Below are 19258 nucleotides of genomic sequence, written 5' to 3'. Positions count from 1 at the left end.
GAAGTGTAAAGATTGTTCCCTTTTTGGGAAGTGTATATATACTTCCCAAAAAGGTATAGGGGTGTTCATGCGGGTCTTAGGAAGAGATAAATTAGAAGATTTCAGCATTAAGCATGCGGATTCCAAGAAAGCTCTGGATACATGGTTTGATGAAACGAAAAATGCGGATTGGAAAACGCCACAAGACATTAAAAACCGTTACAACAGTGTGGATTTTCGACCGGATAACCGCGCAATTTTCAATATAAAGGGGAACAATTATCGGCTCGTTATTAAAGTTAGATATGAGCACGGCCTTGTAGTTGTTGAATGGGTTGGTACTCATGCAGAGTACGATAAGAAGCGTTTTTAGGAGGCATATATGAATCACATCAAAATTATAAAAACAGATCAAGAACATGAACAGGCTTTGGCTTATTTGATGTCATTAATGGATAAGGAAATCGTAAAAGGGAGCGCAGAGGCTGATGAGCTTGATGTATTGGCATTACTAATAGAGCGTTATGAAGAGGAACGTTACCCGATAGACCCGCCTGATCCCATCGAAGCCATCAAGTTTCGCATGGAGCAGCAAGGTTTACGGAACAAAGACTTAATTCCGTACATAGGTTCTGCCTCTAAAGTCACAGAAGTGCTTAATGGTAAGCGACCACTGAGCTTAAATATGATTCGTAGACTGAGCGAAAGTTTGGGCATATCAGCTCAGGTACTTATTCGTGAGTCTCAGCAAAAATCGATTGAAAATCCTGAAATTGATTGGCTCGCTTTTCCTCTTGCCAAAATGCGCGAACGCGGATACTTCGACGGATTCAATGGTAGCCTTCAAGAATTAAAGGAGTATGCTGCGGAACATCTCAGTGCATTTCTGTCATCTGTAAGTTCAGGTTTTTCATTGCGTCCAGCATTGTTACGCACCAGTGCACACTTGCGTAGTAATGAAAAAGAAACAGACTCTTATGCAATATGGGCTTGGCAAGTACGCATTCTACAAAAAGCTCATTTGGAGCAGTTACCTGTCAGATACGAGAAAAATACTGTAAACCTGGCATGGATGAAAAAACTTGTTCAGCTATCTTGGTCTGAAAAAGGCCCGCTACTAGCAAAAGAGTATTTGAACCGTAGTGGCATTCATCTGGTGTTTGAGGAGCATCTACCAAAAACATATCTTGATGGTGCTGTTTGTTTAACCGCAGGTGGCAATCCAGTTATTGCGCTTACCTTGCGCCATGACAAGCTAGACAACTTTTGGTTTACCTTGATGCATGAACTAGCACATATTGCATTGCATATGGATGGCTCAAACGTTTGGTTTATTGATGATTTAGACTTCAATAGTGCGGAAAAAATTGAGCAAGAAGCAGATGCTTTAGCGCAGCAAGCATTAATATCCATTGCAGATTTTAACTCTTTAAAATCACAAGATCCCAAGGATATTAAAGCACTCGCAAAACAACTTAGCATATCGCCATGCATTATCGCCGGACGCATCCGTTTTGAAAGTGGAAACCATAAGTTATTTGGTAGCCTATTTCGAGATAAAGTTAAGCAATTAATAGTATAGAGTTTTGGAGAAAACTCTTAAAAATAGCCCAAAGATTCAACCGTACAAGAACTAACTCTGTAGGAGTGACCAGTGCGTGAACATGAGTAATTGGGTTTTATCCAAACCAAGCTTGAAAGTGGTCGTTTCAATTAAAGCGCTGATTTTGTTAAGCATCGTTTTTATTGGTTATTTGCATTTCATCGTCGGCCCTTCGTTTGAGTTCCATTTGTTTTTTCTCCTTCCGATTATCCTTGCCTCCTGGTTTACCGGAGTTTTCTTCTGCTGTTTTGTTTTCTGTTTAACTATTTTCTCCTGGACTCTGAGCGACTATTTACTCGCTGGTAGTCATATTGACCCACTGCCATTTTTATTTAACTCGACAATTCATGCGTTAATCCTCGCTTATATAACTTACCTGCTGCGATATATCCGCCATTTGTTGATCAGGGAGTCACAGTTAGCGCGGGAAGACAGCCTAACTAAAATCCCGAATAGAAGATCATTCTACGAAAGCGGTGAAGTTGCGTTTTCAACTGGCCATCGTCAGCAGTTGCCAATCACTATTATTTTTATCGATGTTGATAGTTTTAAATCCATCAATGATAACTACGGGCACAAAGTAGGCGATAACCTTTTATTTGAAGCCGCACAAGTGATGAACCAGCACCTCAGGAAAAACGATGTTTTAGGCCGCATGGGTGGCGATGAATTTTGTTTGATTCTGTTAAATGTCGATAAGGAACAAGCGCAGGCTTACGCTACTAACCTGAAAGAAAAATTAATTGAAAAAATGCAGCAGCATCAGTGGCAGACAACCTTCAGCATGGGAATTGTCACTTACCGCATCACGCCGGCTGATTTTTTAAAGACCATTGAGCAAGCAGATAAGCTGATGTACGAAGTTAAGGCTAATGGACGCAATGGTTTTGCGCATGAATATATTGCTTGAGTTTTTTGCGCTATTTATAGCCTGCCGGTAAGGGTTAATTTCTATGGTTATACGTTTTATAGATAAATATCTTTTTATATCGGCAGATAAAAAAATAATAAAAAATATTGTTTTAAGGCCTGCTTCGCAAGCAACAAATTTGAATCGCGTTACATCGACATTTCACATAAGGTTTATTTGACAATAACCTCTGGCGGTCGTATAAAAATTCACTTCGGAATCACCTCGTCAATCTAAACAATAACAAAAAGGCAGTATGACGGCCGAAATAATCCCTGCGCGCACATTGGCAGGATCGGTCCTCAACGCCCTCGATCTTTTTTAGTGGTACTGGTTGAGCGGCATTATTCTGGAGTTTAATAATGAAATTTCCCCTCATCGGTAAAAGCAGCCTGACGGCGCTTTTCTGCAGCGCACTATTGGGTGTAAACACTGCCCAGGCACAAACCCTGACCAACAATGCAACGGGCACGCACAACGGTTTTTATTACACCTTTTGGAAGGATTCCGGCGATGCCTCTATGGGTTTACAAGCGGGTGGCCGCTATACCTCGCAGTGGACAAATGGCACTAATAATTGGGTGGGCGGTAAAGGTTGGAATCCGGGTGGCCCCAAAGTGGTTAACTACTCGGGTAGTTACAACGTGGATAATTCGCAAAATTCTTATTTGGCACTCTACGGTTGGACGCGCAGCCCACTGATCGAATATTACGTGATTGAAAGTTACGGCTCCTACAACCCGGCGAGTTGTTCCGGCGGCACCGATTACGGCAGTTTCCAAAGTGATGGTGCGACTTACAACGTGCGCCGTTGCCAGCGGGTGCAGCAGCCATCCATAGAAGGCACACAAACCTTTTATCAATATTTCAGTGTGCGCAGCCCCAAAAAAGGCTTTGGGCAAATCTCCGGCACTATCACCACGGCCAACCATTTTAATTTTTGGGCGAGCAAGGGCCTGAATCTGGGCAATCACGATTACATGGTACTCGCGACCGAGGGTTATCAAAGTCGCGGCAGTTCCGATATCACCGTGAGTGAAGGCACCGCGGGCAATACCAGCAGTGCGGCCAGCAGTACGCCGCCAGCCACGGGCAGCAGTTCCAGTGTCGCCAACTCTGGCGGTGTGCTGGTGCGCGCACGCGGTGTTGCCGGTGGTGAGCATATTAATTTGCGCATTGGCGGCACCACCGTGGCGAGCTGGAACCTCACTACCAGCTTCCAGGATCTGGTTTACTCCGGCACCGCCGCGGGCGATATACAGGTGCAGTTCGACAATGACGGCGGCAGCCGCGATGTGGTGGTGGATTACATCCGCGTCAACGGCGAAACCCGTCAGGCGGAAGATATGAGCTACAACACCGGTTTTTATACCAACGGCTCCTGCGGCGGTGGTGGCAATTCCGAGTTGATGCACTGCAACGGCGCGATTGGTTTTGGTTTCACCTACGACTGTTTCAGCGGCAACTGCAGCGGTGGCAGCACCGGCGGGGGCACTAACAGCAGTGTCGCCAGCAGCGCGGGCAGCACCGCCAGTTGCGCCGGTTACGTAGGAATTACTTTTGACGACGGCCCCGGCAGCAATACCGCAACCCTGGTCAACCTGCTCAAACAAAACAACCTCACACCCGTCACCTGGTTTGTGCAGGGCAATTATGTGGCGGCCAACCCCCAGCTGATGGCGCAATTATTGAGTGTGGGTGAAGTGCAGAACCACAGCTATACCCATCCACAACTGACCAACCTGGGTTATCAGCAAATTTATGACGAGCTGAATCGCACCAATCAGGCGATCCAAAATGCGGGCGCGCCCAAACCTACACTCTTCCGTCCGCCCTATGGCGGCGTAAATAGCAACATCAACCAGGCGGCGCAGGCGCTTGGCTTGCGGGTGATCACCTGGGATGTGGACTCACAGGATTGGAACGGCGCCAGCGCGGCGGCGATTGCCAACGCTGCCAACCAACTGCAAAACGGTCAGGTGATCCTCATGCACGATGCCAGCTACAACAATACCAATGCCGCCATCGCCCAGATCGCCGCCAACCTGCGCGCCAAAGGCTTGTGCCCGGGCCGCATTAACCCGGCAACCGGTCGCGCTGTAGCGCCAGCCGCCGCACCTGCGAGCAGTGCTCCCGCTGCGGCCAGCAGCAGTAGCCGCAGCAGCACACCAGTGGTTTCCAGCAGCAGCGCTGCCACCGGCGCCTGCCAGTGCAACTGGTGGGGCACGCGCTACCCGCTGTGCACCAACACCGCCAGCGGTTGGGGCTGGGAAAATAACCGCAGCTGCATCACCACCAGCACTTGTAATAGTCAGGGTGTTGGCGGCGGTGGAGTGGTGTGTAACTAGACCAAAAATCCGTGTCGATAATGGTTAATAGGGGCAGAATTTCTGCCCCTTTTTTCTATGAGCGACACATCTCCTTTATCATGCCCGACTTTACGATCTACATTGGGCACCCTTCCATGACCGACCTCTCCCAAACCCAACTGATTCTGGTGCTGCTGATTTTTGTGTGGAGCGGTTTTGTGCGCACCGGGTTGGGCTTTGGTGGGGCGATGATGTCGCTGCCGTTGCTGCTCCTGGTGGATAACCGGCCATTGGTGTATCTGCCGATTATTGCGGTGCACCTACTGATTTTTTCTACGCTGACTGTGTGGCAGAACAATCGCAAGCGCGCCTTGGCGGAGGAGAAAAAACCGTCCACGGTGGATTGGGTTTATCTGAAAAAATCGCTGAAGATCATGATTATTCCCAAACTGATTGGGGTGGCCGGGTTGTTAACCATTCCGGCGCAGATCATGAGTGCGATTATTTTTGTCATCATTTCGGTTTATTCCATCACTTATATTTTGAATAAACCTTTTAAAAGTTCGCACCCGCTGAGTGATGGCATTTTCCTTTCACTCGGCGCCTACATTAGTGGCACTTCATTGATTGGTGCGCCGCTGATTATGACGGTGTACATGGTGCATGTAGCGCGGGAAAAATTGCGCGACACCTTGTTTGTGCTCTGGTTTATTTTAGTGAGTATAAAAATGGTGGCTTTTGTGATTGCCAAAGTGGATTTGCAGTTGCAAGCGCACCTTTGGTTATTGCCAGCCACGGCGATTGGCCATTATTTTGGTTTGAAATTTCACCAGCGATTGGTGAGTGCCGATCCAGTTATTTTTTATCGTGTGATTGGTACGGCCTTGCTGTTAGTCAGTGGTGCGGGTTTGGTATCGGTTTATTGGTAAGATTCGGGTTATAAAACTCCTTCAACATTTTTTCGGTGTTTATTAAACATGACTGATTCGAGTGAAAAAAATAGCTTACCTGCCCCGATCAGTTTTTGGTCGGCATTTTGGTTTTGGTTAAAACTGGGATTTATCAGTTTTGGTGGGCCGGCGGGGCAAATTGCCATCATGCATCAGGAGTTGGTGGAGCAGCGCCGTTGGATCAGCGAAAAACGTTTTTTGCATGCGCTCAATTACTGCATGTTACTGCCCGGCCCCGAGGCGCAGCAGTTGGCGACTTATTTGGGCTGGTTAATGCACCGCACCTGGGGCGGTATTGTCGCTGGCCTGTTATTTATTTTGCCCTCGCTGCTGTTACTGATTTTGTTGTCCTGGGTGTATATCGCATATGGCGATGTGGCTTGGGTGGCAGGGATTTTTTACGGCATCAAACCGGCAGTGACCGCGATTGTGTTTCAGGCGGCCTATCGCATTGGCAAACGGGTATTAAACAATCAGTGGTTGTGGGCGATTGCGGCGCTGGCGTTTATCGCCATTTTTGTGTTGAAAATTCCTTTCCCCTACATAGTGATCGGCGCCGGAGTTTTGGGTTATATCGGTGGGCGCTGGCGCCCGAATTTATTTCAATCCGCCGGTCACAATGCGGCACAAAAAAATTACGGCCCTGCCCTGATTGATGACCATACGCCCACGCCTGCGCACGCCTTATTTCGCTGGTCGCGTTTAACCGGCATTGTGCTTGTGGGTGCAGCGCTCTGGTTAATTCCGATGGCGCTGCTCTGGTGGGTTTACGGTTGGCAACATCAATTCACGCAGATGGCCTGGTTTTTTACCAAGGCGGCGCTGCTCACCTTTGGTGGTGCCTATGCGGTGCTGCCTTATGTGTACCAAGGCGCGGTGACCCATTATTCCTGGCTTACACCCACGCAAATGATTGATGGTTTAGCGCTGGGTGAAACCACGCCCGGGCCGTTAATTATGGTGGTGGCCTTTGTCGCATTTGTGGGCGCTTATGTGCAGCAAGCACTGGGTGCCGAGTTGCAATTTGTCGCGGGTGCAGCGGCGGCCGTTATTGTTACCTGGTTTACCTTTTTGCCGTCGTTTATTTTTATTTTTGCCGGCGCGCCCTTAATTGAAACCACGCACCAAAATATAAAATTCACCGCACCGCTCACGGCGATTACCGCCGCCGTTGTTGGTGTGATTGTTAACCTCGCGCTATTTTTTGCCTACCACATTATTTGGCCGGAGGGTTTTAGCGGCGAGTTGGATTGGCTATCCGCCGCGATTGCACTGCTCGCGGCGGTGGCGCTGTTTCGGTTTAATATCAGTGTGATGAAAGTGATTGGCGCCTGCGCGCTGATAGGTCTGTTAGTACACACCCTGATGTTATAAATCAGGGTGTGACTAGTCTGCGTTGTTAGCGGAATATTTTTTACTGCCACCATCGGCCCAGAGGGTGGCGAATAAACCCAGTGTCGGCACAATAATAAAACCGAGCGTCACTGGCATCACCGAGTGGTTGTAAGCCTGACCAATATAAGTGCCCAAGCCCATGGAAATAAGCGACGAGCTTGCGCCAATCACAGCCGCTGCTATGCCAGCCACATGCCCCATGGGTTCCATAGCAATTGCATTTAAATTGCCAAACACCAAACCAAAACTAAAAAATAAAATGCTCGCGTAAATCAAAAACATCCAGAGTGTGGGTGCGACGAATAATTGCAGGCCTAAAAATACTACTGAGCTGGCGATAATCACATAGATCGCGCGGCGGCTAATAAAGTGCATACCGAGGCGCTCCACAAAACGCGAATTAAAAAAGGACGCAAACCCCAGCACCAGCGCCAAGCCGCCAAAATACAGGGTAAATAATTTACCCGTGCCGTACAGCTCCTGCAGAATTTGCTGCGATGAATTGATATAACCTAAAAAGCAGCCAAAAAATAAACCCATCGCCAGGGTGTAACCGGCAGTGAGGCGATTGCGGATAACGATTTTAAAACCATCGCTAATACCTTTCACACTAAAGGCAATGCGTTTTTCTTTAGGCAGGGTTTCTTCCAGGCGGAAAAAAATTAATGCGATAACCGCCGCGGCAAAAATCAGGTAGAACACAAAAATCGCGCGCCAGTCGGCCAGCAGCATAATGCCCTGGCCAATGCTTGGCGCCAGTGCGGGCACGGTGATAAAAATCATCATCACTACCGACATAATTTTTGCCATTTGGCGCCCGGCAAATTTATCGCGCACAATTGAAATCGCACAAATATAGGGGCCGGAAACGCCCAAGCCCTGCACAAAGCGGCCAATCAGTAGCGCGGTTAAATCCTGCGCGACAATGCACAACACTGTGCCCAGCAAAAATAAAATCAGCCCGGTGTAGAGAATTTTTTTGCGCCCCAGCGCATCGGACAGCGGCCCGCTCACCAATTGCCCCAGCGCTAAACCCGCAAACAACAAACTGATTAATAACTGCGCCTGATTGGGGTGCGCCATTGCAATGTCGGCGCGGATCATATCGAAGGCGGGCAAGACCGCATCAATCGCAAGCGCGGTCATGGACATCATCAGCGCAACCAACACCACAAACTCACCGGTGGGTTTGGGTGCATTAGTGGCTTTGGTGTGGGAAGGCGTAGCAGCTTCGGTGGAATTCATGGAGTAAATCAATCGCTTAAGTAAAGAGGGTAATAAATCAGAAAAGTATGACGGGAATGCAGGCTGCACATCTTACCCTTGTTGGCTGTTCGAATGTGCGTTCAACGCAGCGAGCCTTGATAAACCAGCCTAGCGGCCCTGGCTCTGTTTGTACTGCTGCGCCATCAAATGCACAAAGCGCTGGGCGCCCAAACCCAGCGGCCGCTCGCGCGACCAGACCAAATCTATCCACAGGGTTTCGCCGTTGCTCAGGTTGGCAAAAGGCAGTTCGCGCAGCAAACGGCCATTCAGGTAGGGCTGCACCAGGGTTTGTGGCAGCCAGGCCCAGCCCTGCTGCGCAAGCACTAATTGCAGGGCTAAATCGGGGCTGTCCACGCGCCATTGGTGATCGGACAACAGATGAAAATTGTTGTGCCGCTCCGCTTCGCTGGCGCCGTTGCTGTGGCGACTGCTGACCAGAATTTGTCGCTCGGGCCGCAGCTGGCTGTGATCCAGCCGGGTCTGATTGTCCGGATCATCGCCGAGGGGTTTCATCAGCGGGTGTTGGGGCGCGATGACCGCCAGCAGGGTTTCCTGCCCCACTTCCTGAAAATTCTCGCGCCCATCGGCCGCCGGTCGCTCAAATACCAGCGCCAGCTGCGCCTGCCCCTGGTGCAATAAAGCCAGCGCATCCGTTTGCGGGGCGGTGATGATTTTTACCTCCAGCTGCGGGTATTCCTGCGCCAATATGCCCAGTGGCGCGACCCAGGCGGTGCTTTGCAACTCCGGTGCTATCACCAGCGTCAGCCGCGCCTCCAGCCCCATGCTTAGCGCCAGTGCCTGGGTGTTTAACTGCTGTAACTGGCTGATCAACAAACGCGCCTGCGGCTCCAGTGCCAGCGCCACGGCCGTGGGTTTAGGCTCGCGCCCGCGCCGGTCAAATAATTCCAGCGCCAGTTCAGCCTCCAAATTCGCCATGGCCATACTCACCGCCGAGGGCACCCGCCCCAACTGGCGCGCCGCCGCCGAAAAAGAACCACTATCCAACACCGCCAAAAATAGGCTGATGGTTTCTGAGTTAAATGCCCTGTTCATGGTCTAGCTACCCTATCTATCAGTATTTCTGATAGTAGCTAACTTTTTCTATCAGCATCAAATGGGGAAGATGGCTCTATTGTCATTATCAAGCGAATTAAGAGGGTGTTATGCAAGGGGTGAAACGGCGGGTGGTTTACGTCGGTTTGTATGAGTTGGTGGCGATTCTGCTGTCGGCCTTGTTGCTGAAATGGATAACCGGCGCCGGCGCGGGCCACTCGACAGCTATTGCGGTAGTGGCCTCGGCGGTGGCGATTGTATGGAACCTGATTTTTAACTACGGCTTTGAACAGTGGGAAAAACACCGCCAGCAGCAGGGCCGCAGCCTGGGCATTCGCCTGCTGCATGCGCTGGGTTTTGAAGGCGGGTTGGTGATTTTTTTAGTGCCACTTATCGCCCTCATCCTCAAGGTCAGCCTGCTGGAAGCACTGCTAATGGATCTGGCACTGCTCGCCTTTTTCCTTATCTACACCTTTGTTTTTAATTGGGCGTTTGACGAGCTGTTTGGCTTGCCGGCAGCGGTGACTGCCTAGGTGCTAAATGTTGAAGGTTGCAAACTGCTCAGTGGAAGGGTAAAACAGAGAATAATCTGTTTATTCTCTGTGATAAGAGGAGTGCCTTATGTTTACCAGCGCTGATATTTACACTGTGACCGACTTCAGCCGCAAACCGGCGGAGCACATCAAACGCCTCAACGAGAGCAAGCGCCCGGAAATACTGACCGTTAATGGCAGAGCCGCAGTAGTGATTCAGGATGCCGAAAGCTACGAGAAAATGGCCGCTTTGGCGGATTACGCCGATAGCCTGCTCAAGATCCGCCAAGCAGTGGACGAACAAGGTCGCGACCTACAGGATTTCAGGCAAGAATTTGAAACCAAACATGGAATTAAACCTTGAAGGAATATCGGGTAATTATCAAACCAACGGCGGAGAGGGATCTGGTGGAGCGCTACCAACAAATCGCCGAGGACTCCCCCCAAAATGCCAGTCACTGGTATTTCACATTAATTGCCGCTATCGAAAATTTGAGTGTGATGGCTGAGCGCTGCCCAGTTGCTCCCGAAGATGCAGACTTACAACTGGGCATTCGCCATTTGGTGACTGGTCATTATCGTGTGCTTTATCGGATCAATGGTGCTGAGGTTGAGGTGCTGCATATTCGTCACAGCAGGCATGAGCGGCGGTTATAAAATTCCCCTGAGGCTAAACGCCGCGGGGAAATTTTTGTTCAAGACAATGTTCTAGAAGATCATTTTTAATTAGTGCGAAAAATCACCGCGGCCAAACGCGATAAGCGCGGTGTGACCATGGGGATGGTGAGCATGGTGCTGACCACGGCCATAATTAACAGCGCGGTAAAACTGTCGGCGGTGATGATTTTTTTATCCAGCAGTACGTTGGCAAAAATAATCATAATCAGCGCTTTGGTTTGCAGGAACCAGCCGATAATAGAGGCCTCGCCTTTTTCCCAATTCAAAATGCGCCCTGCGATTTGTACGCCGATTAATTTCCCGCCGATTGATGCAACCAATAAAATAGCAGCGGCGACAAATACCATTTGGCCGCCCAGCGCCCAATCGGTGCGCAGGCCGGTGCTGAGAAAAAATACCGGCATCATCACCAGCAGTACGTGATGGCGCAGCAAATCCATTTTTTCCTGATTAAACCAATGGCTGTCCATAATCGCGCCGGCTAAAAATGCGCCCACCATAAAATGCAAACCCGCCCAATCCGCCGCCAAACCAATCGCAGCGAGCCAAATCAGCGACCAATACCAGCGATCGGTTTCGGCCATGCGCTGCATGATTTTGCGAAAATAAAAGGCGAGCAAGCCAAAGCCCACTAAAAAAATCAGCTGCCGCCCTACGCGCTCCCAATCCAATAAAATCAATGCCAGTACTGCCCAAATAGCAATGTCATCCAGGCTGGCGTAACGCAAAATGCGCTGGCCAATGGGTTGGCGCAGCAGATCCATTTTTTCCATTAACAAAATTAAAATCGGTAGTGCTGTCACCGCGCAGGACATGCCAATGCCCAACACAAATTGCCAGCTTTTGGCTTCGCTGCCCATCCAGCCGGTTTGGGTGAGTAGCAATAAACCCGCGAGTGAGCCAAACAACAAGGGTGTACCCAAGGCGAGGCCGGCGGTGATGCCGCTTTCACGGCGGTATTGCCAGGCTTTGGATAAATCCAATTCAATACCGGCGATAAAAACAAACAGCATGACCGCCCACCAGGCGATGCCATTTAAATTTTGAATGGTGGTTGGGGTAAACACAAAATCGTAATACTCAGGAAAATGCGCACCCAATACACCCGGCCCCAACACTATGCCCATAATAATTTGCACCACCACCAGCGGTGCATAAAAATCCGTGCGCAAATAGCGCCAGAATAAAAACGGCACCGTAAAAATAATTAACATGGCGATTAAAAATATTTCGGTCTGGGTGATGGCGTGCATAGTCTGCTAGTCCTTTATGAACAGGGATGTTTAATAGTGATTAACAGGGCGAGGTGTGCAGGCGCGTTGCCGGCCTATCCACTGTGTATTTCGCGCTGTTGACTTGGAAGGGGTTGATGAATAACCAAGGGTCGTCGTCATCGCGCTGCAGCAAACCGCGCTCCGCCAAATAAATGAGATGCGCCGCCGTTTCGCCGTAGGCAAACAACAATTGGTGCGCGGGCAAATCCGCGCTAAAAATACAGGGCAGCGCTTCTACCACGGTAAAACGCGTCGGCAATTGGTTCATCAAGTCGGCAAATTTTTGTTGGTGATGCAGGGTAATTTGGTTGATGCGCTCGCGAAAATCGCTGGAGATAGCACCGTGCGCTGGCAGATAATGTTTGCAGTCCAACAGGCTAAATTCCTCCAGCGATTGTAAATAAGACTCCAAGGGGTTGCGCAGCCCTACAGGGTGCAAACTGATATTGGGTGTGATGCTGGGAAGCAGGTGATCGCCACTGATTAACAGTTTTTGTTCGCTATTCCACAGCGCCATATGCTCGGGTGAGTGACCGGCACCGGGCAAAAATTCCCAGGTGCCGGAGCTGCTAAATAAACGGTCGTGCGGGTGGATAATTTCCACCTCGGCGGGCAATTGTTTAACCAACTTTTTATACTGCCCACGCAGTTCCACCATTTCACTCAATTGGCTGCCGCGCAAACCAAAATGTGTCCAATGCTGTTGGTAAATTTTTTCCCCCGCTGCATCGCCGTTATTCCATAAAAAAGTCGCCATGGCCCAGTCGCATGCGGAAATAGCAACCGGCACTGCGAGCTGCTCACTCAACCAGGCAGACATGCCAATATGATCCGGGTGCAAATGAGTCAGAATAATTTTTTTAATTGGCTTGGTAAAAAAACCGGACTGTAAAAATGCCGCCCACAACTCTTGCGACAGCTGGGTGTTTAAACCGGTATCAATTAAATACCAGCCATTCACATCCTCCAGCAAATATAAATTAATGTGGTTCAAGCGAAACGGCAGCGGCATTTTTAATTGGTAAATGCCGGTAAAAATTTCACTTACGCTAATCGCGTTATTAGTCATACAACCTCCGTTGTTGATTCTGTTCTGTTGTCATTGTTCTTGTTGTTAATTTTATTGATGTTGTAGGCCGATTGTGCTGCTGCTTCATTTTTAGCCAGTGCCAATTCCTTGAGTGCCGGTTTGGATAATTTTCCAGTCGCCGTGCGCGGCATTTCGCTGAGCAAATAAATCGCTCCCGGCAATTTATGGCGCGACAAACGCGCGGTTAAATCGGCATACAAACGCTCGCTCAATTGCTGGCTAAAACGTTCAAACTGGTGCAAATCGGCAGGGCTTACGGCCTTGGTAGCCGGGCAAATAAAAGCGGCGGTTGTCTGTTCGCCCGCGGTATTGCGATAGACAACCAGCGCGGCATCGGCAACATAATCCAGGCTGCGCATGGCCAATTCAATTTCATAGGCCGATACCCACAAACCTGAGGCTTTAAACATATCGCCCTTGCGGCCTATGTAACTAAATTCCTGCGCGGCAGTTAATTGGTATTGATCGCCGGTGAGCAGTAAATCCTGCACAAAGGTTTTACTGCTGGCCTCCGGCTGCTGCCAATAACCACTGGCGATGGAATTACCGCGCAGCGCCAAATTGCCGGTGACACCGGTTTTGTGAATCACAAAATTATTGTCATCCAAGAGTTGCAGTTGATAACCCGCCACTGCTTGCCCTTGGGTAAATTCGCCACTGGGGTAGTAATAACTGCAGCAGAAAATATGCAGGGCTTCTGTGCTGCCCAAACCATCCACCATAGTGCGACCCGTTTCCTGCACCCAGCTCTGCGCTAAGAGTGGCGACAAGGGTTCACCGGCGCTGACACAAATGCGCACACTGGCAGCGAGTGGCTGTTGCTTTAGCAGCGGGGTCAGCGCGGTGTAAATCGCCGGCACCGAAAAGAAATGGGTGATCTCCTGTTGTGCAAGCAGCGCCAGGGTATCGGCGGCGGATAAACGCTCGGCGCTCAATACACTGGTGCAACCAAAATACAGCGGAAAGGTCAGGCTATTGCCCAGGCCATAGGCAAAAAATAAGCGCGAGCTGGAGTAAAAGCGCTCACCGCTTTGTGGTGCCAAGACCTGTGCGGCAAATTGTTTGGCGGTGGCGGCGAGGTTGCTGTGTTTGTGTAGTGCGCCCTTGGGTTTGCCGGTACTGCCGGAGGTATACAAAATAAAACCGGGTGTCTGTTCATCCACCGCCACACAGTGGTGAATTTGTGCTGCGGGCAGCGGCAATAAATCCTCCAGCGTAAGAATGCGGCTGGGCACCTGCGCAAAAATCGCGCTGACATCCAATTTGCTGAGCAGTGGTTGTTCAGTGATTAACAGGCGCGCTTGCGAATCTTGCAAATAAAAAATTAAATCCGTTTCTTTGGCAAAGGTATTCAAGGGCACCGCAATTAAACCCAATTGCAAACAGGCGATAAACAGCGCAATCCACTCGGGGCTGTCGCGCAGCAACAGTGCCACTCTGTCGCCGCGAGTTAATTCCTGACTAAATAAAAAATGCGCGTATTGTTCAATGCGCTGGTTTAATTCGGCATAGCTAATGGATTGGCCTTCAAACTGGAGCGCGGTGTGATTAGCGAGCTGGGTAGCAAGGTGTTTTTTCACCAAAAAATAGGCGGCATTCTGCGCTTCGCTGCCTAATTCCATTTTTAGTTTGCCAGCACCGCGATTGGCCACCAAATCCAGAATGCGGGTTTTATTCACCAGTGCGGCGCAGACTTCTGCGCTGTCAGGATCAAAGGAGGCCACACTGCGCATAGCGCGCAGGTTAAAGTTTTCGTCGTGGTAATCGCTGCGGAAAAAACAGCCACGGCTTTCGCGCCGCACCACCGATGAAACCACAATCGCTTCGGCGAGCGCGAGGTAAGCAAAGGCGTCATCCAATTCGCGTCCGGCGCAGGTCAGTTGTTGGCGCTGCGCGCGCAGCCAGTCAATTAATTGGCTGAGTGCCGCTTCGTGTTGGCCGCGCTCTTGAAATTCAAATAATTGCTGCTGGATTTGCGCGAGTAAACTGCCATCAAAGTGCGATCTTTTGGCGATTACTGGCAGCTGGTTATTCGCGTCATGTTGCGCTGTGTTAAGTTGACCGCGCTGTTTTAATTGGGATATATCCTCCGCGATTTTTTGTGCGGCGGATAAATACAACGCCCATGGCAAACCGCCTACACGATGCGCGCCATAGTCGTGCATGGCTTCGCCATTGACAAATACCTGATGCAAATTGGTGAGAAAACTGTGGTGCAAAATGCCGCCCATGGAGAAATAGGCGATTTGACGGATGCGGTGTTTATCCACCGGGCAGGCGGCGGCCAGCAGTGGTTTTACTGCGCAAAATTCGCTAAAGCTGTATTCGCGTTCAGCGCGACACAGGGGCATTAACCACTGGTTAAAAGCCTGCTGCGCTGTGCTATCAATAAATGCACTGAGCTGCTGGATTAATTCACTTTCACTGCGTTCAGCCTGTGGGCGTTTTAACCAGCTGCTGAGGGTGCGATGAAAATCGCGGAAGCGGAAATCCACGTAGTAGTGAGTGTCTTCATCTTTGCGCCAGGTCATAAATGCCTGGAAATGATTATGGGTGCCGCGCCCATAAAATAATTCTTCTTCCAACCAGCTCACATGCTGGCCTTTGGCATCGTAAATTTCTACACCGGGCAATTCTTCGGTGGGTGTGAGTTTGCCCAAATCCGGTTGGCCGTAACCGTGTTTGAATACAAATTCCAGGTTGCTGAGTTTTCCGCCCGCCAATAAAAAGCGGCCGTGAACGGCGCCATAGGTGCCGGTTTTTACCGCGCCCTGAAATAAACCCGAGTAGCCGCCCGGTGCCAATACCAAGGCCGCTGCGGCAATGTAACCGCAGTGTTCACCCTGTTGGTATTGCACCCCGCGACATTCGGTTTCGCTTGCATCAATACGCTGCACCCAACCATTTTTTATTAGCGTCACTCCTTTTTCAGCGAGCACGGCCAACAATTGGTCGATGAGTTTTTTGCCAGAACCTGACGCCAGCGCAAGGCCCAGTTCGATGGGTTTTAGCGCATCGAATGCGCGCAATTTTTCCAATTGCGTCGCCAAATTATTCACGGTGACTGGCGCAACCGAAGTGTGCATTTGCCCGCGCCCCATTTCCTCCAGCCAGGGAATATAATCCGCGCGCTCCAGCGGCGCGGTATTAATGGCGCCCACCGAAATAGCGGTAGAACCAATACGCCCGCCGCGATCAGCATCATCGTAATAAATCAGCGCGGTATTAATGCCGCGCTCAACCAAATTCAGTGCAGTCCAGCAACCTGCTATACCTGCACCAACGACCAATGTTTCGCACGCAACAGGTGCGAGCAGCGCCATAGTATTCATGACTAACCCCGGTGATGTCCTTATCAGGCAAGTGCCATTGCGCTTGGTTTTTCATTTGCCGTTTGGCTGTCGGTGCGCGCGCGGCTCATATCCGGTTTGGATACACCGTCCCACACCGGCATAGGCATACGTTTATGCACACCGTCAAAAATCGGGTTGCCGTAATCGCGGAAGTTGTAGGTTTTCATTTCCGTTTGCACAAAGTGGCGCATGTACTGAATTTGTTCAGCGGTGATGGTATCGGCCTGATTCAGCTCCAATACCAGCGCATAAAAATGCGCAAACTTCTGCATAAATTCTTCATCGCCGGCATTGAGCAACAGCAAATTCATATCGTGGGGCGCGCCTATGCCACGGCGATAAATAAATGACTCTGCTCCCATAAAACAGAAGAAGCAGTAGTGTTTAAATACTTCAAAATGTTTCAGGCTTTTATAAATGCCATTCACCATAGTGCAGGTGGTTTTCCACTCTTTAAACAGCGCGGTTTCGTAGTTAGCGAGAATGTTTTTACAAAAGTGATTATTGGGCAGCATTTTGGTGTGCAGCAAATCCACAATGCGGTGTGCGCACATCAGGGTGAAAGCGAGGCCGGTGCTGAACCAGGCATCGCCACCCACCGCAGCACCGGGCAGCATTGCCCAGCGGTCGCCCACGGCGTTGCGCACGCGGTGTTGGATGCGCCCGGTTTTAATAAACGGAAACTTGGTGGTTTTACCGGCGAGCATTTGGTGAATAATCGGAAAGCGCTCAATGATTTGCCAAAACTCCTGCTCGGCCGGCAAATCGTTATTGCCAAATACATCCATATCCAAATTCAAACCTACGCTGGTGACACCATTATCAAACGGAATAATCCATACCCAGCCGCCATCAAAACAGTGGTGTTGGGTGGCGCGCTCGCGGCCGGCGGGGCTGCGGTTGATAAAATCCTCGCTCGCGTGGGCCACAGTTTCAAACTCGTTGATGTTTTCAAAGTGGGTAAAAATGGAGCGGCTGCGCAGGGGAATATCCAGCTCTGCTTCCGGTAGCGCCAGCTGTAATTTTTGTGAAATCAGCGATTTGAAACCCGAGGAGTCAATCATAAATTTTGCGCTCAGCTGATAGGCTTCACCTGCGGGCGAAACGCAGCTGATTAATACCTGCTCCGGCAAAAATTCAATGTCGGTGACATCGGTCATATCGCGGTAATCCACACCGTAATTAACCGCTACATCAACCAAATATTTATCGCTTTCACCGCGCAGTAATTGGGTATCCACTTCCGGGGTTTGCACAATAATTTCGCGCGCGACACCATTTACCTCGGCGTGGGTTTGTCCCGGTTCTTGCCAGAAATAATGGAATAATTCCTTGGGGCCGCAGGTGAAGGGCAGTTTGTTGGCGACAATACTGTCGTAGGTGGCCATGTGTTCAAATTCGGGGATCTGGTAGGTTTTGCCCAAATAGCGAATTTTTTTGCTGAGCAGTGGCGTTGTGGATTCGCCAATCACAAAACGTGGCAACTTGCCTTTTTCCAACAGCACCACTTTATAACCGAGTTTTGCCAACATAATAGCGCTGGCACTGCCGCCCATACCTGAGCCGATAATTGCTACATCAAACATCATTAGTCTCCTTGTCATTCATTGCAAAAATAAAAAAGTAAATACCGCCTGGTTGGGCGCGCTGGGTCATCAACTGGCGAATTGCGCCAAGTACTGGCGGCCAAAATCAGTGCGCAAGAATTTTTCTGGCAACACCTGTTGCAAATAGCGGCTGTAATCAACCAGTGCCAATTCTTTGCCTCTCACATCAAACACTCGCTGTGCACTGGTGGTGTCGCTCGCGGCGCGAATGCGCAAAAAACGGGTGGAGGGCAAATACAGCGGTGAATCAATTAACAAGCGCTCTTTAATGGCGCTGCGCGATAAGTCCGGGTGTTGCGCAGCAATAATGCTGGCGTTGAGCGATTGCATCAGCGATTCCACTTCTTTGATGTAACCCTGAATCGCTTCGGCGTTGGAGATGGTTTTAAAACTGAATTGCAAATTGGATTCGCCGCCCTCGGAATTGCCAAACATTTCCAGCGCGCGCGGATACCAGAGGTTTATTTTTTTCTGCACATCGGCCAGTTGCCATTGGCCTATGCCAAGGCTGGCATTCACCGCAATTTCGCGCAGCACTTCCCAGCCGGTTTTTAAATGAAAGGCTTCTTCCTTCAACATGGGGCGCATGCTGGCAGACATAGGCGCGTAGGCAAATTCTTCTTGCATGCTCAACTGGAATTTACCTACGCGGTCGATAAAACAGGCAAAAGCAATGTTATCCAGCGCGTCGGTAAAATTAATATTGAAGGCATCCAATACATGGCTGCCGGTATCCATCGCCAGCAGTTCATCCATTAAATTATCGGCGATGCGTTTATCGCCAGTGGACGCCCAGCTGCTGTCGTGGGATAACACCCAAAACATTTGGTAAGCGTGGCGCAGTTCTTCCGCCATGATGCGCAACACACTAAAGCGCGCATAATCCGAGTGGGAGGCATCTACGGTATCCACATGCTGTTGGATGGAGCCCAGCTCGGTGCTGCATTGCGCTTTAATAATGCGCAGTGCCTGATACAACATACTGCCGCGCATATCGCGCGCCTGTTGGAATTTGGCGCGACCGCGATACTTGCCCTGCATGATCAAATCATTTTTTACCGGATTGGTTTTGGCGCAGAGCACAAAGGGTTTTTCGCCGGGGAAATGTTTGTCCCAATATTTATCCAGCAGCGCCATATCGGGAAAATGTTTTGCTTGCCAATCCAACAGCGCCTGATGGTATTTGGGCGCGATGGTAAATTGCTGATCGATAATCCTTTCCATAAAAAATACCTGCCATAACAATGGGTTTTTCTGC

General features: G+C 49.9%; 16 protein-coding genes. 9 read left to right on the top strand and 7 right to left on the bottom strand.

The features are described from left to right. The first annotated feature begins 67 nt into the window (after positions 1–67). The 6 genes from ACFODX_RS04280 (at position 68) to chrA (ending at position 7125) form a co-directional block, all read left to right on the top strand. Entirely contained in the window at positions 68–352 is a 285-nt protein-coding gene (locus tag ACFODX_RS04280; RefSeq protein ID WP_378116404.1) for a type II toxin-antitoxin system HigB family toxin, read from the top strand. 9 nt (positions 353–361) lie between these two features. Next, positions 362–1561 (top strand): ImmA/IrrE family metallo-endopeptidase, encoded by a 1200-nt coding sequence (locus tag ACFODX_RS04275; protein WP_378116402.1) that lies wholly within the window; start codon positions 362–364, stop codon positions 1559–1561. An 82-nt stretch (positions 1562–1643) separates the two neighbouring features. Beyond that, the gene (locus ACFODX_RS04270; RefSeq protein ID WP_378116400.1) at positions 1644–2492 is read left to right on the top strand and encodes a GGDEF domain-containing protein; all 849 of its coding nucleotides are present in this window, start codon (positions 1644–1646) and stop codon (positions 2490–2492) included. A gap of 362 nt (positions 2493–2854) precedes the next feature. Continuing rightward, a complete protein-coding gene (locus tag ACFODX_RS04265; RefSeq protein WP_378116398.1) occupies positions 2855–4840 on the top strand; it encodes a glycoside hydrolase family 11 protein in 1986 nt (661 codons plus the stop codon). A 116-nt stretch (positions 4841–4956) separates the two neighbouring features. Then, positions 4957–5730, top strand: a complete 774-nt coding sequence (locus ACFODX_RS04260; RefSeq protein ID WP_378116396.1) for a TSUP family transporter — start codon at positions 4957–4959, stop codon at positions 5728–5730. A 48-nt stretch (positions 5731–5778) separates the two neighbouring features. Then, positions 5779–7125 (top strand): chromate efflux transporter, encoded by a 1347-nt coding sequence (gene chrA / locus ACFODX_RS04255; protein ID WP_378116394.1) that lies wholly within the window; start codon positions 5779–5781, stop codon positions 7123–7125. A gap of 12 nt (positions 7126–7137) precedes the next feature. On the opposite strand, the gene ACFODX_RS04250 is transcribed toward chrA, so the two are convergent. Together ACFODX_RS04250 and ACFODX_RS04245 are read right to left on the bottom strand one after the other, a co-directional pair. Then, positions 7138–8391, bottom strand: a complete 1254-nt coding sequence (locus ACFODX_RS04250) for a multidrug effflux MFS transporter (RefSeq protein WP_378116392.1) — start codon at positions 8389–8391, stop codon at positions 7138–7140. A 129-nt stretch (positions 8392–8520) separates the two neighbouring features. After that, entirely contained in the window at positions 8521–9465 is a 945-nt protein-coding gene (locus tag ACFODX_RS04245) for a LysR family transcriptional regulator (protein WP_378116390.1), read from the bottom strand. Between the two features lie 110 nt (positions 9466–9575). Between ACFODX_RS04245 and ACFODX_RS04240 the strand changes: the two genes are divergently transcribed. The 3 genes from ACFODX_RS04240 to ACFODX_RS04230 all read left to right on the top strand — a co-directional run bounded on the left by ACFODX_RS04240 (position 9576) and on the right by ACFODX_RS04230 (position 10655). Beyond that, complete coding sequence (locus ACFODX_RS04240) at positions 9576–9998, top strand: PACE efflux transporter (protein WP_378116388.1); 423 nt, start codon at positions 9576–9578, stop codon at positions 9996–9998. Between the two features lie 88 nt (positions 9999–10086). Next, on the top strand, positions 10087–10362 hold the full coding sequence (locus ACFODX_RS04235) for a type II toxin-antitoxin system Phd/YefM family antitoxin (protein WP_378116386.1): 276 nt from the start codon (positions 10087–10089) through the stop codon (positions 10360–10362). After that, positions 10359–10655, top strand: coding sequence for a type II toxin-antitoxin system RelE/ParE family toxin (locus ACFODX_RS04230; RefSeq protein WP_378116384.1), 297 nt, complete (start codon positions 10359–10361; stop codon positions 10653–10655). The genes ACFODX_RS04235 and ACFODX_RS04230 overlap by 4 nt, the downstream gene beginning before the upstream one ends. 65 nt (positions 10656–10720) lie before the next feature. On the opposite strand, the gene ACFODX_RS04225 is transcribed toward ACFODX_RS04230, so the two are convergent. The 5 genes from ACFODX_RS04225 to ACFODX_RS04205 all read right to left on the bottom strand — a co-directional run bounded on the left by ACFODX_RS04225 (position 10721) and on the right by ACFODX_RS04205 (position 19224). Continuing rightward, positions 10721–11929 (bottom strand): cation:proton antiporter, encoded by a 1209-nt coding sequence (locus tag ACFODX_RS04225; protein WP_378116382.1) that lies wholly within the window; start codon positions 11927–11929, stop codon positions 10721–10723. Between the two features lie 40 nt (positions 11930–11969). Beyond that, positions 11970–13019: an MBL fold metallo-hydrolase gene (locus ACFODX_RS04220; protein ID WP_378116380.1), complete on the bottom strand. Its 1050-nt coding sequence runs from the start codon at positions 13017–13019 to the stop codon at positions 11970–11972. After that, entirely contained in the window at positions 13016–16372 is a 3357-nt protein-coding gene (locus tag ACFODX_RS04215) for an AMP-binding protein (RefSeq protein ID WP_378116378.1), read from the bottom strand. The genes ACFODX_RS04220 and ACFODX_RS04215 overlap by 4 nt, the downstream gene beginning before the upstream one ends. 23 nt (positions 16373–16395) lie before the next feature. Continuing rightward, a complete protein-coding gene (locus tag ACFODX_RS04210; protein ID WP_378116376.1) occupies positions 16396–17982 on the bottom strand; it encodes an NAD(P)/FAD-dependent oxidoreductase in 1587 nt (528 codons plus the stop codon). 66 nt (positions 17983–18048) lie between these two features. Then, positions 18049–19224 carry a Phenylacetic acid catabolic protein gene (locus tag ACFODX_RS04205; protein WP_378116374.1) on the bottom strand — a complete coding sequence of 392 codons (1176 nt, stop codon included), beginning with the start codon at positions 19222–19224 and terminating at the stop codon, positions 18049–18051. Positions 19225–19258 lie beyond the last annotated feature (34 nt).

Source organism: Cellvibrio fontiphilus (assembly GCF_042646205.1).
GTDB classification, from domain to species: Bacteria; Pseudomonadota; Gammaproteobacteria; order Pseudomonadales; family Cellvibrionaceae; genus Cellvibrio; species Cellvibrio fontiphilus_A.
Note: the sequence above shows the minus strand (reverse complement) of the source record. Positions and strands in the feature narration are given on the sequence as shown.